The organism is Streptomyces vastus (genome assembly GCF_039532825.1).
In the GTDB taxonomy this organism is placed as follows: domain Bacteria; phylum Actinomycetota; class Actinomycetes; order Streptomycetales; family Streptomycetaceae; genus Streptomyces; species Streptomyces vastus.
On sequence record NZ_BAAASJ010000022.1, the window covers coordinates 253,080 to 277,005 of the forward strand.

Genomic DNA, 23,926 nt, shown 5'->3' on the forward strand with positions numbered 1-23,926 from the left:
AACATTCGAAGTGGCTGATTCCATGTCCCGCCGGCCAGTTGTCCGGACGGTGCAGGTGTGCCACCTTCCGCGGTGTGTGGGTGGCCGCATCCTGGAGGCGGTTCGGCGATGGGTGTTGACATGTTCGATCGCCTCCCTAGTATCCGTGAGGCCTTAGTTTCCGAATGGCTCACGAAATTTCGAACCGCCCTTGTCTCTTCTGCAAGTGTCATGGACGCGACATCGATCTTCGGGTGACCCGCCCATGGCGCCCTTCGGTCAAAGGAGCCCTTGGTGCCCAGACGATCAGGCGGACGACTGCTCCGCCTCCTCGCGACTACCGTGCTGACGGTCACCGCGTCCCTGACGGCCTCCGCTCACTCCACCGCCTCGGCCGCGCCCGGCAGCCCGGCGCTCACCCCACCGCTGGGCTGGAACAGCTGGAACAGCTTCGGATGCGGGATCACCGAGGCTCAGGTCCGCCAGGCCGCCGACGCGATGGTGTCCTCCGGCATGCGGGACGCCGGATACCAGTACGTGGTGGTCGACGACTGCTGGTTCGACCCGCAGCGCGACGCGGCGGGCAGCCTGCGGGCCAACCCGACCAAGTTCCCAAGCGGGATGAAGGCGCTCGGGGACTACATCCACGGCAAGGGCCTGAAGTTCGGGATCTACCAGGTGCCGGGCGAGCGCACCTGCGCGCAGACCAGCGGCGCCTATCCCGGGTCGACGGGCAGCAGGGGGCACGAGGCCCAGGACGCCGCCACGTTCGCCTCGTGGGGCGTCGACTACCTCAAGTACGACTGGTGCTCCTCCAGCGGCACCCGTGACGAGCAGGTCGCGCGCTTCGCGCTGATGCGCGACGCCCTGCGCGCCACCGGGCGGCCGATCGTCTACAGCATCAACCCCAACAGCTTCCACGCCATCACCGGCGCCACGTACAACTGGGGCGAGGTCGCCGACCTGTGGCGGACGACCGAGGACCTGCTCGACATCTGGCAGAACGGCAACACCAACAGCTATCCGATGGGCGTCGGCAACGTCCTGGACGTCACCGCGCCGCTGGCGGCGCAGTCGGGCCCCGGACACTGGAACGACCCGGACATGCTGGTCGTGGGCCGTCCCGGCCTGTCGCTGACCGAGTCCCGCTCCCACTTCGCCCTGTGGGCGCTGCTGGGCGCCCCGCTCATGGCCGGCAACGACATCCGCACCATGTCCGCCGACGTGAGCGCCATCCTGCGCAACCCGCGTCTGCTGGCGGTGAACCAGGACTCGCTGGGCGCGGGCGGGCGCAGGGTGCGCGACGACGGCAGCACCGAGGTGTTCGCCAAGCCCCTGTCGGACGGCTCGGTCGCGGTGGGCCTGTTCAACCGCGGAGAGGGCGTCGCGACGGTCACCACGTCGGCCGCACAAGTCGGCCTGTCCGGCGGGCCGTTCACTCTCACCGACCTGTGGACCGGCGGCACGTCGAGCACGTCCGGGCAGATATCGGCGAGCGTCCCCGCGCACGGCGTCGCCGTTTTCCGGGTGACCGGAGGCAGCCCGCTCGCCGCCACCACCTCGCGTCTGCGGGGCAACGGCTCCGGCCGCTGCGTGGACGTGGACAACGCCTCCACCGCCGCCGGGGCCACGGTTCTGCTGTGGGACTGCCACACGGCCGCCAACCAGCTGTGGACCACGTGGGCGGGCGGCGAGTTCCGCGTCTTCGGCGACAAGTGCCTGGACGCCTACAACCAGGGCACCACCAACGGCACCCGGGTCATCACCTGGCCCTGCAACGGTCAGGACAACCAGAAGTGGGAGGTCGGCTCCGACGGGTCGATCCGCAACGTCCGCGCCGGGCTGTGCCTCGACGTCAACGGGGCCGGCACCGTGGGCGGGACCCCGCTGGTCCTGTGGACCTGCAACGGACAGGCCAACCAGAAGTGGACCCGCGCGTGAGCAACCGCGGTTTCAGAAAGGGAGTTTCACGATGACGAGGACAAGATCCCTCTTATGGTCCGCCGTGGTCGCGATGCTGGTCGTCCTGAGCATGGGAGGCACGGCACTGGGCCGCGGCCAGGGCGAGAACGCCCCGCGCGTGGTCTCCGACACGGCGGCCGCCTCCGCCAACGCCGCCGCCCCGAGCTCCGGTTGCGGCAAGACCCCCACCCTGACGAGCGGAACGCACACGATCCAAAGCGGCGGCAACAACCGGAACTTCATCCTGCGCATCCCCGACGGCTACGACCGCAACCGCGCCCACCGGCTGGTCTTCGGGTTCCACTGGCTGGGCGGCACCTCCACCGACGTCGCCACCGGCCGCACCGTGGAAACGGGCACCTGGGCCTACTACGGGCTCCAGCGACTGGCGAACAACAGCACCATCTTCGTCGCACCCCAAGGCCTCAACAACGGCTGGGCCAACGCCGGCGGTGAGGACGTCACCTTCGTCGACGACATGCTCAGGCGCATCGAGGCGGACCTGTGCGTCGACACGACACAGCGCTTCGCCCTGGGATTCAGCTACGGAGCCGCCATGTCGTACGCCCTGGCCTGTTCCCGCGCGACGGTCTTCCGCGCGGTCGCGGTCCAGAGCGGCGGGCAGCTCAGCGGTTGCAGCGGCGGCACTCAGCCCATCGCCTACCTCGGGGTGCACGGTCTCAGGGACAACGTCCTCGGCATCTCCGGCGGACGGGCGTTGCGAGACAGGTTCGTCAGGAACAACGGCTGCACTCTCCAGAACCCGCCGGAGCCGCCCCAGGGCAGCCTGACGCACCGGGTCACCGCCTATTCGGGCTGCTCGGCCGGTCATCCGGTCGTCTGGGCAGCCTTCGACGAAGGACACATCGCCGCTCCGCAGGACGGGGCCGCAGGCGACAGCGGATCCAGGACCTGGTTGCCGCAGGAGGTCTGGAAGTTCTTCACACAGTTCCAGACCTCCAATCCGCCGTCGGGGACGGCGACACCCCTCCGAGCTCCTACATCCTCAACGGCACGGCCTGCGCCATGACGGTGACTGCGCCGAAGTGACCGACGGTTCGTCGGCGCCCGACCTGGTGCTCTCTGCCTCCGGCTGAGCACCAGGTCGGACATCGGGCGGGGTGCGTTCCACGGGTTGGTGGCTGACGGCGCAACCGGCCGGAGCCGTGTCAGGAGGTCGTGCCGGTCACCGCGCTTCCCGACTTGGTCACGTGGTACGTCACGGTGGCACCGCTCCAGAAATGGAAGGTGAGCTTGACGCGCGCGTTGTCCTTGAGCGATTTGAGGAAGGTGGGGGTCAGGCGAATGCTCTTCTTGGCGTAGTCCGGTGCGAATGCGGTGTTGAACTGCTGGTAGGGGGTCCAACTGGTCGGGCCTGCGTTGCTGCCGTCGGCGTACGCGGCCTGCATCGTCGCCAGCACGTCACCTCGGAACTGTGTGGGGACGCGGAACGACGCGGTCGTACCGGTCGTGTCCGACTGCACAGGCGTGTCGTAGCTGATCACCTGGATGCGCCAGGGGACTCCTCGGGAGAACCCGGCCTGGAGCGTCGCGTTGACGCCGGGGGAGCGGTCGCCGACGAGCCGGGTGAGTGTGGCCGCCTTCAGGGTGAGCCGGTTGCCGGAGTGGGTGTAGTCCCGGCCGCTGACCAGTTTGGTGGTGCCCTGTTTGAGCGCGGTGAGGGTGGCGCCGTTCAGGTTCAGGGCGAGCGAACGGTCCTTGACGGGGCCGGACTTCGGCACGAAGACGCGGTCGGAGGAGGCGGTCGCCGAGCGTGTCGTCCAACTCGACTTGATCTGGCGGAACAGCCCCGCGTCCTTCCAGCGCAGCTTGCCGCGGTCGTAGAAGGAGCCGTTGTCCCACAACACGGTGGTGACCTTGTTGGTGCGGGCGGCGTGGCCGAGCGCCTCGAAGTACTTCAGCATCTCACCGCGTTCCACCGCGCCGGGACCGTGGTCGTAGCCGAGGAGGCCGTACTCGCCGAGGACGACGGGGATGCCCTGGGCGACGAAGGTGTCGCGCATGCGCTTGAAGGTCTTGTCCAGGTCGCCCCGAACCTGCGTGTCGAAACGGGTGGAGCCGGCGACGTTCACGCTGAACGGGAAGTAGCCGTAGTAGTGCACGGTGGCGATCAGCCGGGAGTCGCGCAGCGACTTGATCGTGGTGGCCAGGTTGTCCATCAGCCGCTGGTCGGGGGTGCAGACCTCGGTGGGCAGCATGAGCAGACGGTTCTTGTTGTTGCCGCCCGACGCACGCACGACCTTGTGGAAGGACGTGTTCAGCTCGTTGAGCATTTGGGCCTTGCGGGTGTTGTCGGCGTTGTCGAACTGGGGCTCGTTGACGCTCTCGAAGACCAGCTGGGCAGGTTCGTTCCGGAACGCGGTGGCGATCTGGGTCCAGGTCGCGTCGAAGCGGGCCCTGACCTGGTCGTGGTCGGTGGACATCTTGCTGGTCCACTGCCAGGAGTCGTGATGGACGTCGAGGATCACGTAGAGGCCGTCGGCGATCGCCCAGTCGACGACCTGCTTGACCCGGCTCATGTACGCCGGGTCGATGGTGTAGTTCGGCGCCGCTCCCTGGTGGTCGCTCCAGGTCACGGGGATACGGATGCTCTTGAAGCCCTGGGCGCGGACCGAGTCCAGCAGGGTCTCGGTGGTGCGGGGCTGGCCCCAGTTGGTCTCGTTGGGGATGGCGTCCAGGCTGTTGCCCAGATTCCAGCCCGGCTGCATGGAGGCCACGGCTGCCATCGCGTTGTCGGGCACCGGGGCCGGCGCAGCTGCCGCCTGGGGCTCGGCGTCGTCGCCGAACGTCCCGAAGACGGCGCCGTAGGCGAGAACGCCCGCGGCGATCAGCGCCAGCGGCGTACCCACGGCCAGCCGGATTCTGCGTCGGCGGTGCTGTGGGGCTTGCTGCTTTCTCATTGCTCATCCGTTCTGGAAGATCGAGCCAGTGTCGATCTCCAGTGGTCGCCGCCCGGGCAGAACGTTGCCGCGTTTCACAGAAATGGCACAGAAAAGAGGCCGCTGCCCTCTGCGACGACCTTCATCCACACCGGTCGGCCTCCTCGCCAACTGCGGCGGAGACAGGCTGTGTTGCCAGCAACTTCAGTTGAACCGCGGTGCTGCGGCCGACGCTGAACTGAGGCCGACCTCGCCCTTGGCGAGCATGCGAACGGGCCGATCGGAGGGTGCCTTAGCGGCACCTTTGCCCGCGAATGGCCCGGAACAGTTGGTCAGTACTGGGATACGGGCGGGAGAACCGGCAGTAGAGCCACGTTTCGGCTCGCTGCTCAACTCTGCGCCGTGAAGGGCGCCTGACGCGCATCTGCCCCGGTCAGGCGCCCTTTTTCCCGTGCCGGGAAGACCCCAGCTTCTTCGGCGAATACGACAGCAGCAGATTCTTCGTCTGCTGGTGGTACACGCCGGACCTCGCTTCTGACCTGGGCAAAGGGTGGAATCGTCTGCTGCGGAGCCGAGTTGGTCCGCGCCTGGTCCGGCTCTTGGTGAGTAGTCCGTGGTGCTAGCGAGAGGGCCTCGCGGTACCACATGGCATATGCAGGCGACGTCGTCTCAGAGCGTCCATCAGTGGGTCCGGGTTGTAGTGCATGGCCTTGGCCTGTTCGGGGTTGGAGTAGCGGATGCGCGGCGCGTGCAGGCCGGCCCGGTCGGCGTCGACCCCCGGGCCGATCCCGCCGCAGGACCTCGGTCGCCGTCCTGTGCCGCTACAAACCGGGCGTGGAACGCCGTCTCATCCACCGGCCCCGCAACCACCTCCTCGAAACCTCAGTAGCAAGCGCCACCGGCGGTGGCACCGCGTTACGGGATGGCCCTCGGGCTGGTGAGCGTTGCCCGACCCCGCGCTCCGTCGCCGTAATAGCGCTGACGTGGTCGCGTGACGCGGGCGGGCTCGGCCTTCCCCGAGCCCGCCACGCCGGCTCCATACCGGAGCCGGACTCGTGTCACGCCGTCAGCGCTGCAGTGTCAGCAGACCCGGACGGTAGGGCCATTGGCCGTAGTCGCCGCCGGAGTTCGGGTCGCGTCCCTGGTAGAGGAACCGCAGGTTGCAGGGATCGACGGTGAAGGTCTGATCGGCGCTGGTGCGGATCAGTTCGCCATGGCTGATGTCGTTGGTCCAGGTGGCGCCGCTGTTGGCCTTGCCGGCGAAGGGGTTGCTCTCGGTCGCGGCCTGGGGTGTCCATGAGCCGTTCAGACTGGTGGCCGTGAACGAGCGGAAGTAGCGGCCCTGCGAGCCGATCGCTTCGACGATCATGAGGTAGCGGTTCTGGCCCTGGAGCTTGTAGACCTGCGGGGCTTCGAACAGGTTGTTCGTCGTGTCGCTCATGATCGTTGTGTAGGTCGAGCCGAAACTGCTCGGGAAGTTCCCGATCGGCATGCTGGCCCGGTAGATCTTGCCGTTGTCACCGGCGAAGAACAGGTACATGTTCGTGCCGTCAGCGATGAGCGTCTGGTCGATGGGTCCTGTTCCGGAGCCGGGGATGCTTCCGGTGAAAAGCACCTGCTGTGCTGACCAGCCATTGGGGTTGGTGGGATCGCTCGACGTCCGGTAGGAGAAAGCGCTCCCACCCCCCCACTGGTAGGCGAGCACCCAGATGTTCTTCGGCGCGAAGTAGAAGAGCGTGGGCGCGACGGTGGAATTCGACATCGTGTTCTGGCTGGCCGAGGCCATCTCCGGCCAGTTGGTGAACAGGCCGAAGTTCATCGAGCCCCAGCCCGATCCCTGTCCCACGCCGTGCGTCGTCGCATAGACGAGATGCTTGCCGTTGTAGGGGGCGACGGTGAAGTCCTTGAGCGAGGCCCACCCAGCCTTGGGCTGCGCCAGTGTGCCCGTTGATGTCCAGCGGTATGTCGACGGAAGATCGCACTGGCCGGGGTTGCCGCCGCCGACCTTGACGAGTTGCCACTGCTGGTTGGTGCCACCCCAGTCGTCGTACTGGACGACGTTCGCGTTGTCGGCGGTGGAGGCGCCTTGTACTTCGAGGGCCTTGTTGCTGTGGCGCGCGATGAACCTCACGTAGCCATCCGAGCTGTCGGCCAGCCGGAACTGCTGGTTGGTGCCGTTCAGGTCGGCCCACTGGACGATCGAGCCACCGTTGGCCGTGGAGAAGTTGTGGACGTCCAGCACCTTGCCCGAGTGGCGGGACTTGATGCGGTAGTAGCCGCCGCCGGAGTCGACGAACTGCCACTGCTGCTGGCTCTGATCGTTCCTGGTCCACTGGGTGATGCGGGCGCCGTCGTTGGTCGCCCTGTTGTAGACGTCCAGAGCTTTGCCGCTGCTGCGGTTGACCAGCACATACGAGGCGTTGGGGTCTACGGTCGCCGCGCCGGCGGGCTGGGCACCGAGGAAGGTAGCCACGAGCAGCAGGGGCGCAAGGACGGCGAGTAAGCGTCTTGGACGGACCGGGGACGGGTGGCGAAACCACATCAGAGGGCCTCCGTTCGGGGGCGGGGTGAGGTGACACCGAGGAACCGCGGAGCGGACGTGCCGGGGGACAGGGCATCTCGAATGTTTCGAAGAATTCCCCGATGCTTTGACGCCACAAGCTAGGAATTCGGGGCCCGCTGGTCAAGGCCTGTCGCCGATCTGTCCATAAACAGCGCCTCCCATTTGGGCTTGACGAGCTGTCGCGGCGTTCCAGAAAGTTTCGGGCAAGGAACCGAAACTTCTTCTGCGGGAAGTATTGACGATCCATCGTCAATACTTCAATCTCCCTGTCTGAGAAAGCGGCCCTAGTTCGAGATATCGAACCGTGCCGCCTGGGTGATCTGTGCTGCATGGCAGATCCATGCACAGCTGCACGACAGATCCGCGCACCAAAGCACCTTCGCCACCCCGTTTCGTTCCGGTGAGGTCCGCACCAGCGCATCGTGGCTCTTCGCGCAGTTGGAGAGGTACGCGACGCCGCGTGACGGTCCCCCGGCTGAGCCGCGATGGAGGTACCCCCATGCCTGTGTCGGAACACCGCCGCCGCCCGCCGTAGGTCACCCGGCGGCCGGCCGGGTGCCGTCCGTGCCGGTTGAGATCGGCCCGGTGCCATCACCGCGATGTCCGGTGATTCCGTGCTGCCCGGTTTCCGACCCGCCCCGTCCGTCTGCCGAGTGGGAGCGGACGACGCATTCCCCTGCGCTTCAGTCCTTCCATGATTTCTACCTTGGAGGCACAGTCATGGGCTCGTATGCCCTTCCCAGACCCGTTATCCGCCGGAAGATCCGCGGCCTGCTGTTGGCGCTGGTCGTCGGCGTCCTCGGTGTGGTCACCGCACTGGTCGCGCCGCCGACCGCACACGCCGCCGAGAACACGCTCGGCGCCGCCGCGGCGCAGAGCGGCCGCTACTTCGGCGCCGCCATCGCCTCGGGCAGGCTGGGCGACTCGGCGTACACGACGATCGCGGGCCGTGAGTTCAACTCGGTGACGGCCGAGAACGAGATGAAGATCGACGCCACCGAACCGCAGCGGGGCCAGTTCAACTTCACCGCCGGTGACCGCGTCTACAACTGGGCGGTGCAGAACGGCAAGCAGGTGCGCGGCCACACCCTGGCCTGGCACTCCCAGCAGCCCGGCTGGATGCAGAGCCTCAGCGGCAGCACGCTGCGCCAGGCGATGATCGGCCACATCAACGGCGTGATGGCCCACTACAAGGGCAAGATCGCCCAGTGGGACGTCGTGAACGAGGCGTTCGAAGACGGCAGTTCCGGAGCCCGGCGCGACTCCAACCTGCAACGCACCGGCAACGACTGGATCGAGGTCGCCTTCCGCACCGCGCGCGCCGCCGACCCGGCCGCCAAGCTCTGCTACAACGACTACAACGTCGAGGACTGGACCTGGGCCAAGACCCAGGCCATGTACCGCATGGTCCGAGACTTCAAGCAGCGCGGCGTGCCGATCGACTGCGTCGGCTTCCAGTCGCACTTCAACAGCGGCAGCCCCTACAACAGCAACTTCCGCACCACCCTGCAGAACTTCGCCGCCCTCGGCGTCGACGTGGCCATCACCGAACTCGACATCCAGGGCGCCCCTGCCACGACCTACGCCAACGTGACCAACGACTGCCTGGCCGTCCCGCGCTGCCTCGGCATCACCGTCTGGGGTGTGCGCGACTCCGACTCCTGGCGACCGGAGCACACGCCGCTGCTGTTCAACCGCGACGGCAGCAAGAAACCCGCCTACACCGCCGTCCTCAACGCGCTCAACGGCGGCTCCTCCACGCCCCCTTCGGGTTCCGGAACGATCAAGGGCGTCGGTTCAGGCCGCTGCCTGGACGTGCCCGGCACCAGTACCACCGACGGCACCCAGCTCCACCTGTGGGACTGCCACAACGGCACCAACCAGCAGTGGACGTACACCGACGCCGGCGAGCTCAGGGTCTACGGCAACAAATGCCTGGACGCCGCCGGCACCGGCAACGGCACCAAAGTCCAGATCTACAGCTGCTGGGGCGGCGACAACCAGAAGTGGCGCCTCGACTCCGACGGATCCATCGTCGGCGTCCAGTCCGGCCTCTGCCTCGACGCCGCCGCAGGCGGCACCGCCAACGGCACCCTGATCCAGCTCTACTCCTGCTCGAACGGAAGCAACCAACGCTGGACCCGCACCTGAGGGGACCTGCCACAAGCGAAAGGGTGAATCGATGAAGACCTACGGTGCGGTTTCCTCCGTCCCTCCATTAATACATCGCTGGTGGTCCCGGGTCGCCGCCGTGGTGGCGGCGACCCTCGCGATCGGCATGCTCGCCGCGGTGAATCCGGCGCCCGCCGAGGCCGCGACGGTGGACACCAATGCCTGGTATGTCCTGGTCAATCGCAACAGCGGCAAGGCACTGGACGTCTCTGGCACATCCACCGCCGACGGCGCGCGGGTCAGCCAGTGGACGCGTCATGACGGAGCCAACCAGCAATGGCAGTTCGTGGACTCCGGCGATGGCTTCTACCGCCTCAAGGCCCGGCATTCGGACAAGGTTCTCGACGTGGCCGGCGCCTCGACCGCAGACGGTACCGCGATCCAGCAGTGGGCCGACCACAACGGGGCCAACCAGCAGTTCCGCCTGGCCGACTCCGACGCGGGCCACGTCCGGCTGATCAACCGCACCAGCAGCAAGGCGGTGGAGGTGCAGGGCGCCTCCACCGCCGATGGCGGCAATGTCGTCCAGTACACCGACTGGGGCGGCGCCAACCAGCAATGGCAGATGATCAAGCTGTCGTCCGGTGGCGGTGGCGGTGGCGGTGGCGGATGCGGCAGCGCACCGACTCTGGCGAGCGGTACGCACACGATCCAGAGCGGCGGCAAGAGCCGCAGCTTCATCCTCAGGGTTCCCGCCAACTACGACAACAGCCACCGCTACCGGCTGATCTTCGGGTTCCACTGGCGGGGCGGAACCGCCGGCGACGTCGCCTCGGGCGGCACGAGCGGGAACGCCTGGTCCTACTACGGCCAACAGGAACAGTCGAACAACAGTGCGATCCTCGTCGCCCCCCAGGGCCTCGGCAACGGCTGGGCCAATTCGGGCGGTGAGGACATCACCTTCGTCGACGACATGATCCGGCGTATCGAGGGCGGTCTCTGTGTCAACCCGGCGCAGCGTTTCGCCACGGGATTCAGCTGGGGCGGCGGTATGAGCTACGCACTCGCATGTAGCCGGGCGAACGTCTTCAGGGCCGTCGCAGTCATATCCGGTGCTGAGATCAGCGGGTGCAGTGGCGGCAGCCAGCCCATCGCCTACTTCGGAATCCACGGCATCAGCGACTCCGTCCTCAACATCGCGCAAGGACGGTCCCTGCGCGACCGATTCGTCCGCAACAACGGCTGCGCCGCCCAGAGCCCGCGCGAGCCCGCGCCGGGCAGTCGAACGCACATCACCACCGCCTACTCGGGCTGCCGTGCCGGGTACCCGGTCCAATGGGCCGCGTTCGACGGAGGCCACGCACCCGGTCCGGTCGACGGCTCCCCCGGCGACAGCGGCGTCGCCACCTGGACCAAAGCAGAGATCTGGAGGTTCTTCGCCCAGTTCCAGTAACACGCCCGCACCACGGAGTGGAGCCAGGATGATCCTGGCTCCACTCCGTCGACGTCCATCCCAGATTGAAGGACAGTTAGGCTTTTCCAGGAGAGCTCTCACGAATGCGCACGCTGGAGACCGGGCTCTCGACCTTCTTCGGAAGGGCGAGTATCACCAAGGAAGGGGTCCCGGCTTCGCGCTCTAGAAGAAGCCAAGCTTCTTCGGCGAGTAGCTCACCAGCAGATTCTTCGTCTGCTGTCGGTACAGCTGTGACACGTCGCTGACCTGCACAGATAGTGGCCGCGTGTGGCTCGTTGGAGTCGTTGGCCCGGGCATGGTCCGGATCCTGTCCTGCCTACGGCAGCCGTCGGGTGGCGGGTGGCGGTCGGGTCCTGGGTCGACCGCTCGTACTCCTGGTCCGCCGCCTGGGGCGACGCTTCCTCGGCCTCCATTGCCGACCGCCGCTCGTCGGCCTCCAACTCGTTCGTCCTCGCCCCGCTCGTTCCTCGCGGGGGCTCCGGGCGCTCCAACTGATGTTCAGGACTTGCCGGTCCGGGGTGGTCGCGGACTGGTTGGCCGCGTCGCTGACTTCGGCCGGGCCTGCGCAGTAAAGAAACTGGTCGTCTTCGCCGGGGGCGGCTGATGGCCACGATCTGCAGCACGTGGTGAGTCCGCGGCCTCGGCTGCGGTGCGCTGGGTGTGTTCGTGGTCGGCGAAGGTGTGGCCGGGCCCGGCTGGGTTGTCGGGGCGGGCGGCGGCGATCACGCACCCGTCTGCGTCCCGCCGATCGGGGTTGGAGATGGCACCCAGTCCTGACCGGGGTTGGGTCCTTCGCAACTTTCTCCACAACAGACCAAAAGCCTGGTTGGTCCGGAGGGAAGTATGGACACCTTGGGCTGAAGTCTTCTAGCCTTGTCGGCGGACCATCACGGTCGTCGATGTGACCCGACAGCGCGGTAGCCATCGACTTCTACTGTTTCCGAGCGGTTGCCCCCGCTCGGCCCCCGCTCGGCGTAGTGGCCTGCTGAAGCACACCCAGCGGGCCGAAGCGGCGACATCCCGCTATGGCATCGGCGCGGCAGCGCGCGCCCCAAGCCTGGCAGCCACCTGTTCAGGAAGGGGACTGCATTGTCATGTTCATGAGAATCAGGGCTACAGCCGCGCGTTGGCCGGCCATCGGTTCGGCTCTGCTCCTGGTCGCGGCCACTCTCGTCGCGGCCTTATCCAGTGCGACCCCGGCCTCGGCGCATCCGATCAACGCCGCCGACTTCCAGCAGGTCCAACTGGCCCGCGGGGTCCCGGAGGTCGGTGAACCGATGTCGCTGGCCGTACTCGCCGACCGGTCGGTGCTGCATACCGCTCGCAACGGGACCGTGCGCCGCACGGATGCCAGCGGCACCACCAGGGTGATCGGCAACATCCCCGTATACGTGCACGACGAGGACGGCCTGCAGGGCATCGGCATCGACCCGGGTTTCGCCACCAACCGGCACATCTACCTCTACTACGCCCCGCCGCTGTCCACACCAGGAGGCGACGCACCGACCACCGGCGGCAACTGGTCGGCGTGGCAGGGTGTCAACCGGCTTTCCCGGTTCACGCTCAACGCCGACTTCACGCTCAACCAGTCCAGCAGAGTGGACATCCTCGACGTGGCGGCTGACCGAGGTATCTGCTGCCACGCCGGCGGAGACATCGACTTCGACGCAGCAGGCAACCTGTACCTGTCCACAGGCGACGACACCAACCCGTTCGAGTCCGCCGGATATGCCCCACTCGACGAGCGGTCCAACCGCAACCCGGCGTTCGACGCGCAGCGCACCGCCGCCAACACCAACGACCTGCGCGGCAAGATCTTGCGAATCAAGGTGAACGAGAACGGGTCGTACTCGATCCCGGCAGGCAACATGTTCCCGCCCGGCACGGCCAGGACCCGGCCGGAGATCTACGCGATGGGCCTCCGCAACCCGTTCCGGATGAGCGTGGACAAGGCCACCGGCATCGTCTACGTCGGCGACTACGGCCCCGATGCCGGCGCCACCTCGGCGCGCGGACCGCAGGGCCAGGTCGAGTTCAACCGCGTCACGGGCCCGGGCTTCTATGGCTGGCCATACTGCACCGGCACGAACACGGGCTCCGAGACGTACGCCGAGTGGGACTTCGCCACCAACACGGCAGGCGCGAAGTACAACTGCTCGGGCGGGCCGACGAACAACTCGTTCCGCAATACCGGCTTGAGCGCGCTGCCCCCCGCCAAGGCTGCCTGGATCCGTTACGGCGGCGACGCCGGCAGCCCGCCGGCGTTCGGCGGCGGCTCGGAGTCGCCGATGGCGGGCCCGGTGTACCGGTATGACCCCGACGTCAGCTCGCCCACGAAGTTCCCGCAGTCGTTCGACGGGCAGTTCTTCGCCACGGAGTTCGGCCGCGGCTGGATCAAGCCGATCCACCTCAACGCCGACGGCTCCCCGGGGACCATCGACAGCTTCCCCTGGAGTGGCAAGCAGGTGATCGACTCGGCGTTCGGCCCGGACGGCTCCTACTACGTGCTGGACTACGGCGCCGGGCTGTACCAGGGCGACCAATACTCTGCCCTTTACCGCTTCGACTACGTCGGCGGCGGCAACCGGGCGCCCACGGCGATGGCCGGCGCCAACCGGACCTCCGGCGCGGCGCCGTTGACCGTGACGTTCTCCTCGGCCGGCTCATCCGACCCTGACGGTGGGGCACTGACCTATGCGTGGAGCTTCGGTGATGGCACCAGCTCCACCGTCGCCAACCCGACGAAGACGTACAACACAAACGGCGACTACACGGCCACGCTGACCGTGCGCGACCCGCAGGGTGCCACCGGCACCGCCGACGTGCGGATCACCGTCGGCAACACCGAGCCGACCGTGACCATCAACAGCCCCGACGCGGGGGAGATCTTCGCCTTCGGCGACACCGTGCCGTTCAGTATCACCGTGACGGATCCGGAGGACGGCACGGTCGACTGCACCAAGGTCAAGCTGACGTACATCGTCGGTCACGACAGCCACGGCCACCCGATCACCTCGAAGACCGGTTGCTCCGGCACGATCACCATCCCGGTCGATGGTGAGCACGACGACGCGGCGAACATCTTCGGGGTATTCGACGCCGAGTACACCGACAACGCTGGGCTCACCACGCACAAGCAGCACATCCTGCAGCCGAAGCACCGGCAGGCCGAGCACTACAAGACATCGTCCGGCATCGCCACCTTGGACAAGTCGACCGCCGAGGGCGGCAAGGCCGTCGGTGACATAGAGAACGGCGACTGGATCGCATTCGAGCCGTACAAGCTGAGCAACGCCACGTCGTTCAGCGCCCGGGTGTCGTCAGCCGGCGCGGGCGGCACGTTGCAGGTTCGGGCCGGCTCGCCGACCGGCACCGTCCTCGGCTCCGCCACCGTCCCGGTCACCGGCTCGTGGACGAACTTCACCACCGTCAACGGCTCGATCTCCGGTGCACCGGCCGGCACCACCACGCTCTACCTGACCTTCGCCGGTGGCTCCGGATTCCTCTTCGACGTCGACGCGTTCACCTTCAATCCCGGCGGCGGCCCGACACCCGGCGCGGGTCCGATCGTCGGACTCGCGAACAAGTGTCTGGATGTCCGTAACGGCAGCTCGGCGGATGGGACGGCGGTGCAGATCTCGTCGTGTACGGGCTCGGCGGGGCAGCGGTGGACGGTGACGCCGGGGTCGACGGTCAAGGCGTTGGGCAAGTGCCTGGATGTCAGCGGTAACGGCACGGCGGACGGGGCGAGAGTCCAGTTGTGGTCCTGCAACGGTGGCGCCAACCAGAACTGGCAGGCGTACCCGGACGGGTCGCTGCGGAACCCGCAGTCGGGCAAGTGCCTGGACGTGTCGGGCGCCAACTCCTCGGACGGCACCCTCGTACACCTGTGGACCTGCCACGGCGGAACCAACCAGAAATGGACCCTGCCCTGATATCTGTCACCAAGAAGAGAGCGACGGACATGCGCAGAAAACCCCGAACCTTGCTTGGTGGGGCGGTCGCGACACTCGCCGCCCTGGCCCTCCTCGGGCAGCCCAGCCCCGTCAATGCCGCGGACACGTCCTACGACGTCCTCGTGTTCTCCAAGACGGCCGGTTTCCGGCACGACTCGATCCCGGCAGGGACCCAGGCCATCCGCGACCTCGGCGCGGCGAACAGTTTCACGGTGACGGCCACGGAGGACGGCAACCACTTCACCACCAGCAACCTGAGCCGTTACGAGGCGGTGATCTTCCTCAACACCACCGGCGACGTTCTGAACGGCGCCCAGCAGTCGGCGTTCCAGTCGTACATCGGCTCAGGCGGCGGCTTCGTCGGCGTCCACTCGGCCGCGGACACGGAGTACAACTGGCCGTTCTACGGCGATCTGGTCGGCGCCTACTTCGCCTCCCACCCCGCTGTCCAGCAGGCCAACGTCAAGGTGGAGGGGCGGGCGCACGCGGCGACCGCCCACCTGCCGCAGACATGGACCCGCACCGATGAGTGGTACAACTTCCGGACCAACCCCCGTACCACCGCGCGCGTGCTCACCACGCTGGACGAGTCGTCGTACTCGGGCGGCTCGATGGGCGCCGACCACCCGCACACCTGGTGCAAGACCCACTCGGGGGGCCGGGCCTTCTACACCGGCGGCGGGCACAGCCAGGCGTCGTACGCGGAGCCGGCGTTCCGGGCGCACCTGCTCGGCGGCATCCGGTACGCGGCAGGCCAGACCAAGGCCGACTGCCGGCCCGAGACCGGCTATACGACCCTCTACAACGGCTCGACCACCGGCTGGTCGCAGGCCGGCCCAGGCGGCTTCACCAACTCGGACGCCACCCTCGCCTCGTACGGCGGCTTGGGCATGCTCTGGTACAGCGCCCGGCAGTTCACCAACTACTCGCTGAAGCTGGACTGGAAGATGCCCGGCGACGACAACTCCGGCGTGATCGTGGGCTTCCCACCGTCGAGCGACCCGTCGTCGGCACTGAACAACGGTTACGAGGTCCAGATCGACGCCACCGACGCGCCTGACCGCACGACTGGCTCGATCTACGCCATCAAGGCCCCGGACACGGCTGCCCGGGACGCGGCGCTCAACCCACCGGGCGAGTGGAACACCTTCGAGTTGCTGGTGGAGGGCGAGCGGCTCCAGGTCTGGCTCAATGGCGTGAAGATCAATGACTTCACCAACACCGACCCCGCCCGCTCGCTCGCCGGCCACGTCGGCATCCAGAATCACGGCACGGGGGACGACGTCTCGTTCCGCAACGTCCGGATCAAGGAGCTGGGCGGCGGCCCGGCACCCGGCGCGGGTCCGATCGTGGGGCTCGCGGGTAAGTGTCTGGATGTCCGTAACGGCAGCTCGGCGGATGGGACGGCGGTGCAGATCTCGTCGTGTACGGGCTCGGCGGGGCAGCGGTGGACGGTGACGCCGGGGTCGACGGTCAAGGCGTTGGGCAAGTGCCTGGATGTCAGCGGTAACGGCACGGCGGACGGGGCGAGAGTCCAGTTGTGGTCCTGCAACGGTGGCGCCAACCAGAACTGGCAGGCGCACCCGGACGGGTCGCTGCGGAACCCGCAGTCGGGCAAGTGCCTGGACGTGTCGGGCGCCAACTCCTCGGACGGCACCCTCGTGCACCTGTGGACCTGCCACGGCGGAACCAACCAGAAATGGACCCTGCCCTGAGCTGACGCGGCAGGCTGGAAGGGCCACCTGCCACTGTGCGGTGGCCCTTCCGAGTTCCCAGGCGGCCGTCACGGTGACGCAGTGCGAGCGTCCCGCTCCAGCTGAGGCTGCCCGGCGGGGGGCGGCAGAAAGGATCCTCCAGAGGCGAGCAACTCGGCCGCGGGACGACCGACGACTTCCGTGGAGGGCCAGCCCAGCAGGCGTCGTGCCCCCTCGTTCCACTCGACGAGCGAGCCGTCGCCGTCCACGACCGCCCGCGCCGTGACGGCACCGTCCAGGGCAGACGCAGATACGTCACCGTGCGTTACCTTGCGGCTCCTCATCGTCGCGAGTTCCATTCCGCCGGACCGAAGGGGCTGACGGGTGGATTCAAGCCTAGTGCGTCGCCGGGCCGTACATCCGGGCAGTGACAGGAGTGCTGAAGGGTTTTGCGGCCGGCGCCACGAGGAGGGCGACACCGTCGAGGTGGGCGTACTCCGACACCGGCCCGTCGAGCTGTTCCTCGACGCAAAGTCACTCGGGGCAAGGAGGTTCGACGAAGGAGACCGTCGACGGGCGCCCCTGCCTGGAGACCACCGAGGCGACCGGTGGCGACAAGACCTTCACCGACGGCCCTTACCGCAAGCGAGTTGAAGGCACTGGCCCGCAGGAACGGCAGGGTCGTCGCCACCGTCGTCCTGCGCACGGCCGGCGAGCCGCACGCCGTGCGTCCGAAGGCCGACCGCAAGTCCCTCGCGGCGGACCCGCGTTCTCTGGTCTTCGTGACCGCCGAGATCGTCGACGCCCGGGGAGTGGCGGTCCCCGACGCCGAGTACCTGATCTCCTTCGACGTAACGCGGGCCGACCACCAGGGGAGTACCGTCCCGGCGCGCAAGCGGAGTCACCGCTTCGAGGTCCGGACGGAGAAATCGGACACAGAACCAGTCCTGTCCGGGTAGTTGACGGGATGTCAGGTCTCGAACAACATGGTCAACGTAGGCCTCTGGGAGCGCTCCCACGCCATCGGTCACCGCTGTGCGCCCACCTCCCCCGAGGAGCCCAGACGTGAAACGACGCAGAACCACCCTGCTCGCCATAACGGCCCTCCTCGCGGCAGCGCTCACCGCGCTGCCCACCGGCTCGGCCCAGGCCGAGGAGGTCGAACAGGTCAAGAACGGCACCTTCGACACCACCACCGCCCCCTGGTGGACGTCCAGCAACGTCACCGCGGGCCTGACCGACGGCCGCCTCTGCGCCGAGGTCCCGGGCGGTACCACCAACCGCTGGGACGCCGCAGTCGGCCAGAACGACATCACCCTCGTCAAGGGCGAGTCCTACCGGTTCAGCTTCTCCGCCTCCGGCACCCCCCAGGGCAAGATCCTGCGGGCGATCGTCGGCCTGTCGGTGGCGCCGTACGACACCTGGTTCGAGGTGAGCCCGCAGCTGAACGTCGCGGGCGACTCGTACTCGTACACCTTCACCTCGCCCGTCGACACCGCCCAGGCTCAGGTCGGCTTCCAACTCGGCGGCAATGCCGACCCGTTCACCTTCTGCATGGACGACGTGTCGCTGCTCGGCGGGGTGCCGCCGGAGGTGTACGAGCCCGACACCGGGCCCCGGGTGCGTGTCAACCAGGTCGCCTATCTGCCCGCCGGGCCGAAGAACGCCACCCTGGTCACCGACGCCACGACGAAGCTCCCCTGGCAGCTGAAGAACGCCTCGGGTGCCGTGGTCGCCCACGGCCGCACCACCCCGCGCGGCCTCGACGCCTCCTCCGGGCAGAACGTCCACTCCATCGACTTCGGCTCCTACCGCAAGCGCGGCGCGGGCCTCACACTGGTCGTCGACGGTGAGACCAGCCGCCCCTTCGACATCGACGCGAGCGCCTACGAGCGGCTGCGGCTCGACTCGCTGAAGTACTACTACACCCAGCGCAGCGGCATCGGGATCAGCGACGACCTGCGCCCCGGCTACGGCCGCGCAGCCGGCCATCTGAACGTCGCCCCCAACAAGGGCGACGACGACGTGCCCTGCCAGCCCGGCGTCTGCGACTACACGCTCGATGTCACCGGCGGCTGGTACGACGCCGGCGATCACGGCAAGTACGTCGTCAACGGCGGTATCTCCACCTGGGAGGTGCTCAGCACCTACGAGCGCGCCCTGTACGCCCGCACCGGGCAGGCCGGGAAGCTGGGCGACGGCTCGCTCGACATCCCGGAGAGCGGCAACAGGGTGCCGGACCTACTGGACGAGGTCCGCTGGGAGCTGGAGTTCCTGCTGAAGATGCAGGTGCCGGACGGGAAGCCGCTCGCCGGCATGGCCCACCACAAGATCCACGACGAGCAGTGGACCGGCCTGCCCTTGATGCCCGGCGACGACCCGCAGAAGCGTGAACTGCACCCGCCGAGCACGGCGGCGACCCTGAACCTGGCGGCCACGGCCGCGCAGGCGGCCCGCCTGTACCGCCCCTACGACCGCGCCTTCGCGGCGAAGACCCTCGACGCGGCGCGGACCGCCTGGGCGGCGGCCCGCCAACACCCCGAGCTCCACGCCTCCGAGAGCGACGGCGTCGGCGGCGGCGCCTACGCCGACAACAACGCCACCGACGAGTTCTACTGGGCGGCCGCCCAGCTGTACCTCACCACGGGTGAGAAGGAGTTCGCCGACTTCGTCCTCGACTCGCCCGTGCACACCGCCGACATCTTCAAACCCATCGGCTTCGACTGGGCCAGAACGGCCGCCGCGGGCCGCCTGGACCTGGCGACCGTGCCGAACAGACTGCCCGGCCGCGACAAGATCCGCCAGTCCGTGATCAAGGGCGCCGACCGCTACCTGGCCACGCTCAAGGCACACCCGTACGGCATGCCGTACGCCCCCGACAACAACCTCTACGACTGGGGCTCCAACCACCAGATCCTCAACAACGCGGTCGTCATCGCCACGGCGTACGACATCACCGGGGCGTCGAAGTACCGCGAGGGCGCGCTGCAGAGCATGGACTACCTCTTCGGCCGCAACGCCCTGAACATCTCCTACGTGACGGGCTACGGCGAGGTCGACGCCCGCAACCAACACAGCCGCTGGTACGCCCACCAGCTCGACCCGGACCTCCCGAGCCCGCCCGCCGGCACGCTCGCCGGAGGACCGAACTCGAGCATCCAGGACCCCTACGCACAGAGCAAACTCCAGGGCTGCGTCGGTCAGTTCTGCTACATCGACGACATCCAGTCCTGGTCGACCAACGAACACACGATCAACTGGAACGCGGCGCTGGCACGGATGGCGTCGTTCGTGGCGGACCAGATCTGACTCCGCCGTCCGCTCCCATGCGGCCGACGCCCTCGCCAAGGGCGTCGGCCGCACTGCTTCGGTACCGCATCGCAACACGCCATCGCTCCGATCCCGCAGCATCGCATTCGGCTCCCGCCCGGCGCCCCTCCTCTTCGCCTTCGCCCGGGGCGCCGCCCGCGACGTGGGCTCGGGCGAGCCGCGCGAGCGCCCGGGCGGCATCGCCCATCTGTCGAAGATCTCGGTGAGCAAAGGCCAAACAGTCAAGGCCCGCCAGGAGATCGGCCTCTCCGGTGCCACCGCAACGTGTCCGGCCCGCACCTGCACTTCGAAGCCCGCACAGGACCCGCGTACGGATCCGACATAGACCCCGTCGCCTATTTCCGCAGCCACGGCCTCTCGCTCTGACCCTTGAAGGAGGAGGGTCCGCGGCACCATGCCGCGGGCCGCACACCATGAACACCAGCACGCGCTACCAGGTCCACATCAGCCGCGACGGCCAGCTCCACATCGACGGCGAACCGCAGGTCGTTCCCGACGGAGTCGACCCCTCGCAGGTCGTCGTCCAGGTCCTCCACATCGAGGCCGCCGGCAGCGGCCTGCCGGTCCTCGTCCAGGTCCAGGACGAGCGCAGCTGCCGAGCAGGGTGACACGGCCGCCGGGACCCTCAAGGCCGCGCAGTTCCGGGCTGACCTGGCCTATCTGAGCGGCGAGTACGCCTTCGCCACCGCCTCATGGACCTGGCTCGCTCTCGCCTGGTTCGACCGGATCGGGCCGGGCAAGCGACGTACCCGGGTGGCAGCGCAGAACGCCGCCCAGGCGTGGATGCGACTACCGCTTCACGAGGCAGGCCCCCTGGCCTCCGACCTGGTCAACATGCTCCTGAAAGTGGCCGCCCCGGAACGCACCGCAACCATGCGCGCGCAGATCGCCGAGCGACTCGGACAGCTCAACAAGCAGGGGAAAGTCAAGGCCGGTCGGGCCTTGACAACCTTGCAACATCATCAGACTCAGGCTGTGCCGAGCTCCGGTCCGGGCATGGCCGAATATGTGCTCACGAGCAGGCCGGGACGCCCGGCGCATGCGCGTGCGCCCACTCCTGAAGGACCGCCGCCGCGGCGGCGAGTGCCGGCTCGGCCCGCGTGGTGAGGAACGGCAGCAGCGGGTCAGGATTGCGCGCGCTGGGATCCGCTGAAGTACATGTTCCGCGTGTACCACTCATTGACGAACGCCGGGTCGACCGATGGCCAGGTCGGTGTGTAGCTGGAGGGCCGGTCAGCGGCCCAGGCACCGCCGACGCGAAAGTAAGCCGGTGGCCGCGGAGGCCCCAGTTGGTCCGGCAGCCGCGAGGAGTCTGAGCCGAGTGAACATGGGCATCGACGAGACATCGTGGGGAATCTTCTCTGTTCGGCGAGTAGAAGGACGGCGTCGCCGCTCAGCGACGGCTCCACTGCTGGTTGGTGCCGCCGTGGCAGGACCAGAGGGTGGTCCTGGTGCCGTTGGCGGTGCCGTTGGCGTTGGCGTCGAGGCACAGTCCGGAGTGGACGCCGGTGATGGTGCCGTCGGGGTTGACGTTCCATTGCTGGTTGTTCTGGCCGTTGCAGTCCCAGATGATGACGGGGGTGCCGTTGGTGGTGCCGCGTCCGCTGGCGTCGAGGCACTTGTCGCCGTGGACGGTCAGTTGTTTGCCGGCGGTGTAGGTCCAGGTTTGGCCGGCTGCGCCGGTGCAGTCCCAGAGCTGGGTCTGGGTGCCGTTGGTGGTGCCGGCGCCGGGGACGGTCAGGCAGCGGCCGGACTGCGCGCCCACGATCTGCTGAGCCGTGGGCGGCGGTGGAGTGGTGGGCGGCGTCGCGTCAAGGCCGAAGAAGCGGATGGTTTCCGCGGCCTCGTCCGGCAGACCGTGCCCCCGGCCTTGCAGGCTGATCGCCTCGACCGGCGCGGCGCCGCCCGTACCGCCGTAGCGGGTGCGGGTGTAACCGGCCTTCGGCGAGTCGGTGAACACGGGCGTCTGGCTGAGGCCGTGCACGTTCGTCCACTGCTTGACCTGCTCCCCGAAGTTGGGGTACCGCAGGATGTCGTCGTTGGTGCCGTGCCAGATCTGCATCCGGGGCCGCGGCCCGGCGTACCCCGGGTAGGCGCCTCGCACCAGGTCACCCCACTGCTGCGGGGTCTTCGTGATCCGCCCCTGGGCGCAGTCGGCGTTCCACTCCGAGCCGTTGGTCGTGGCGAAGCAGGCGAACGGCACGCCGGCGATCGAGGCACCCGCGGCGATCACGTCCGGATAGAGGCCGAGCAGGACGTTGGTCATCATCGCCCCGGACGACTCACCGACGGCGAAGATCCTGGCGGGATCCACGGGGTACCGCTGCTTCACGTGGTCGACCATCGACATGATCCCGACCGGGTCGCTGCCTCCGCCGCGCCGCAGCGCCTGTGGCGATGCGACGTCCCAGCACTTGCTGCTGCGCGTCACCGACGGGTAGATCACGATGTAGCCGTACCGGTCCGCCAGCGAGGCGTACGGCCTTCCGTCGTGGAATGCCGGGCCACTTCCCCCGCAGTAGTGCGAGGCGACCACGACGGGGGGCCGCGCCGCCAGGCGGTCCGGCACGTACAGGTACATGCGCAGGTTCGTCGGGTTGGCGCCGAAGTTCGTGACCTCGACGAGCGTGGCCGCGGCTGTCGGCGACGCGACCGCCGGCCGTCCGAGCAACGCCACAGCGATGGCGAGCACCGTGGCGACCGCCATGAAGATCCGTCTCATCTCTGGGCTCCTCGGTCATCGGTAGGACCACGCTGATGGAGTGGTGCGCCCCGGCTCCCCACGGAGGGAGTGAAGGCGGCACGTGATGTCACGTACCGCCTTCACTCGTCGGGGTGCCGCGTCGGCTACCCCGTGGGCGACTCAGCGGTAGCCGGCGGCGACGATGTTGGCTTGTACCGCGTTCTCGGTCGCGTCGGACGGGTATCCGGACACCATCGCGCCCTCGTAGAAGGTGCCGGCGCTGAGGTTCGCGCCGCCGCCGGGCTTGCAGCAGTCACCACCGCTGCCGAGGATGATGGCGCCCTGCTTCTTCATGGGGCTGTAGCCGGGCGGAAGCGCGCCGTCCCACAGCGTGGTCAGGCTTCCGGTCTGACCGTTGCCACCCTTGAGCGCGAAACGGCTCGTCCCGTTGTTCTTCAACATCGCCGTCACGAACTTGCTGGTGAAGGCCCGCTGGTTCGAGTTCCAGGTCTGGCTGCCACCGGAGTAGAGCCCCCATTCGAGGTCGGCCTGGACCCATGGGCCGGTGCCGGCGCACCCGCCGAACCAGCACTGGGTGCTGAAATTGATCGCGTCCATCGCCCCGGCCGCGTCGGCCGCTCGGGTCGTCTCACTGTTGCCGTAGTCGAAGCAGCAGCCGCCGTTGACATGGGTGCCGCTGGTCACCATGTACATGCCTTCGGGGGCGCTGCCGGTCGGCACGCCGGTCAGGTGGCCGTCCCGCCAGTAGCTGTTGCCGGGGTTGATGTAGAGCGAGTAGGCCTTGCTGCCGCCGACCGCCAGCGACTCCGACGTCGCGATCGCCGGGCGGCTCTGGTTGGAGCCGGGAACCACACTCGATCCCTGGTACCACAGGTCGTTCCCGCGGCCGGACTGGTCGTAGACGACGGTGACGACACAGGTGGTCCCCGCGCAGAACGAGTCCTGCGTCGTCGATTCGGCGGTGCCACCCGCGCTCAGGACGCCGATGTTCCGGGTCGTGCTGTCGGACGAGCGCCGGACCTGGTAGAGGTTGCCGTTGTAGGTGCCGTAGAGCGCTCGTACGGTGCTGTGGGCGGCGATGCAGGGGGTGCCGCCCGAGGCGTAGATGTCGCACGTGCCCGCGCCGCCCGGCACCGGCGGGGTCGGCGAGTTCCACTGCTGGTTGGTGCCGTTGTGGCAGGACCAGAGGGTGACCTTGGTGCCGTTGGCGGTGCCGGCGGCGTTGGCGTCGAGGCACAGTCCGGACTGGACG

12 protein-coding genes and 3 pseudogenes are annotated in these 23,926 nt (G+C 68.0%); 10 read left to right on the forward strand and 5 right to left on the reverse strand.

Annotated features, from left to right (window positions below; genetic code table 11):
- Nucleotides 1–273 precede the first annotated feature (273 nt).
- Both ABD357_RS10945 and ABD357_RS10950 read left to right on the forward strand, forming a co-directional pair.
- A complete protein-coding gene (locus ABD357_RS10945; RefSeq protein WP_344389349.1) occupies nt 274–1,920 on the forward strand; it encodes a glycoside hydrolase family 27 protein in 1,647 nt (548 codons plus the stop codon).
- A 73-nt stretch (nt 1,921–1,993) separates the two neighbouring features.
- A pseudogene (locus ABD357_RS10950) lies at nt 1,994–2,923 on the forward strand (CE1 family esterase); the annotation flags it as partial.
- A gap of 187 nt (nt 2,924–3,110) precedes the next feature.
- On the opposite strand, the gene ABD357_RS10955 reads toward ABD357_RS10950, so the two are convergent.
- Nucleotides 3,111–4,862, reverse strand: coding sequence for a cellulase family glycosylhydrolase (locus ABD357_RS10955; RefSeq protein ID WP_344389352.1), 1,752 nt, complete (start codon nt 4,860–4,862; stop codon nt 3,111–3,113).
- A 1,045-nt stretch (nt 4,863–5,907) separates the two neighbouring features.
- Nucleotides 5,908–7,383 (reverse strand): non-reducing end alpha-L-arabinofuranosidase family hydrolase, encoded by a 1,476-nt coding sequence (locus ABD357_RS10960; protein ID WP_344389353.1) that lies wholly within the window; start codon nt 7,381–7,383, stop codon nt 5,908–5,910.
- 741 nt (nt 7,384–8,124) lie between these two features.
- Here ABD357_RS10960 and ABD357_RS10965 point away from each other — a divergent pair.
- The 4 genes from ABD357_RS10965 to ABD357_RS10980 all read left to right on the forward strand — a co-directional run bounded on the left by ABD357_RS10965 (nt 8,125) and on the right by ABD357_RS10980 (nt 16,661).
- Nucleotides 8,125–9,555, forward strand: a complete 1,431-nt coding sequence (locus tag ABD357_RS10965; RefSeq protein WP_344389354.1) for an endo-1,4-beta-xylanase — start codon at nt 8,125–8,127, stop codon at nt 9,553–9,555.
- A gap of 100 nt (nt 9,556–9,655) precedes the next feature.
- Nucleotides 9,656–10,969, forward strand: coding sequence for an RICIN domain-containing protein (locus ABD357_RS10970; protein WP_344389444.1), 1,314 nt, complete (start codon nt 9,656–9,658; stop codon nt 10,967–10,969).
- Between the two features lie 1,121 nt (nt 10,970–12,090).
- The gene (locus ABD357_RS10975; RefSeq protein WP_425584803.1) at nt 12,091–14,925 is read left to right on the forward strand and encodes a carbohydrate-binding protein; all 2,835 of its coding nucleotides are present in this window, start codon (nt 12,091–12,093) and stop codon (nt 14,923–14,925) included.
- 29 nt (nt 14,926–14,954) lie between these two features.
- Complete coding sequence (locus tag ABD357_RS10980) at nt 14,955–16,661, forward strand: ThuA domain-containing protein (RefSeq protein WP_344389358.1); 1,707 nt, start codon at nt 14,955–14,957, stop codon at nt 16,659–16,661.
- A 68-nt stretch (nt 16,662–16,729) separates the two neighbouring features.
- Here ABD357_RS10980 and ABD357_RS10985 read toward each other — a convergent pair whose 3' ends face one another.
- On the reverse strand, nt 16,730–16,984 hold the full coding sequence (locus tag ABD357_RS10985; protein WP_344389360.1) for a PAS domain-containing protein: 255 nt from the start codon (nt 16,982–16,984) through the stop codon (nt 16,730–16,732).
- A gap of 118 nt (nt 16,985–17,102) precedes the next feature.
- Between ABD357_RS10985 and ABD357_RS10990 the strand changes: the two are divergent.
- From ABD357_RS10990 to ABD357_RS11005, 4 genes and pseudogenes are all read left to right on the forward strand, one after another.
- A pseudogene (locus tag ABD357_RS10990) lies at nt 17,103–17,563 on the forward strand (glycoside hydrolase family 2 TIM barrel-domain containing protein); the annotation flags it as partial.
- 142 nt (nt 17,564–17,705) lie between these two features.
- Nucleotides 17,706–19,949: a glycoside hydrolase family 9 protein gene (locus tag ABD357_RS10995; RefSeq protein ID WP_344389361.1), complete on the forward strand. Its 2,244-nt coding sequence runs from the start codon at nt 17,706–17,708 to the stop codon at nt 19,947–19,949.
- Between the two features lie 202 nt (nt 19,950–20,151).
- Nucleotides 20,152–20,336 (forward strand): annotated as a pseudogene (locus tag ABD357_RS11000) (M23 family metallopeptidase); the annotation flags it as partial.
- A gap of 47 nt (nt 20,337–20,383) precedes the next feature.
- Nucleotides 20,384–20,578 carry a hypothetical protein gene (locus tag ABD357_RS11005; protein ID WP_344389362.1) on the forward strand — a complete coding sequence of 65 codons (195 nt, stop codon included), beginning with the start codon at nt 20,384–20,386 and terminating at the stop codon, nt 20,576–20,578.
- A 785-nt stretch (nt 20,579–21,363) separates the two neighbouring features.
- On the opposite strand, the gene ABD357_RS11010 is transcribed toward ABD357_RS11005, so the two are convergent.
- Both ABD357_RS11010 and ABD357_RS11015 read right to left on the reverse strand, forming a co-directional pair.
- Nucleotides 21,364–22,692, reverse strand: a complete 1,329-nt coding sequence (locus ABD357_RS11010; RefSeq protein ID WP_344389364.1) for an extracellular catalytic domain type 1 short-chain-length polyhydroxyalkanoate depolymerase — start codon at nt 22,690–22,692, stop codon at nt 21,364–21,366.
- Between the two features lie 141 nt (nt 22,693–22,833).
- A partial coding sequence (locus tag ABD357_RS11015) for an arabinofuranosidase catalytic domain-containing protein (protein WP_344389365.1) occupies nt 22,834–23,926 on the reverse strand: 1,093 nt, incomplete at its 5' end.

Excerpts from the sequence above, each read along its gene's own strand:
- ABD357_RS10955 (WP_344389352.1), bottom strand. The coding sequence starts at position 4,862 with ATGAGAAAGCAGCAAGCCCCACAGCACCGCCGACGCAGAATCCGGCTG.
- ABD357_RS10980 (WP_344389358.1), top strand. The coding sequence starts at position 14,955 with ATGCGCAGAAAACCCCGAACCTTGCTTGGTGGGGCGGTCGCGACACTC.
- ABD357_RS10975 (WP_425584803.1), top strand. The coding sequence starts at position 12,091 with ATGAGAATCAGGGCTACAGCCGCGCGTTGGCCGGCCATCGGTTCGGCT.
- ABD357_RS11010 (WP_344389364.1), bottom strand. The coding sequence starts at position 22,692 with ATGAGACGGATCTTCATGGCGGTCGCCACGGTGCTCGCCATCGCTGTG.
- ABD357_RS10960 (WP_344389353.1), bottom strand. The coding sequence starts at position 7,383 with ATGTGGTTTCGCCACCCGTCCCCGGTCCGTCCAAGACGCTTACTCGCC.
- ABD357_RS10985 (WP_344389360.1), bottom strand. The coding sequence starts at position 16,984 with ATGAGGAGCCGCAAGGTAACGCACGGTGACGTATCTGCGTCTGCCCTG.
- ABD357_RS11005 (WP_344389362.1), top strand. The coding sequence starts at position 20,384 with ATGAACACCAGCACGCGCTACCAGGTCCACATCAGCCGCGACGGCCAG.
- ABD357_RS10965 (WP_344389354.1), top strand. The coding sequence starts at position 8,125 with ATGGGCTCGTATGCCCTTCCCAGACCCGTTATCCGCCGGAAGATCCGC.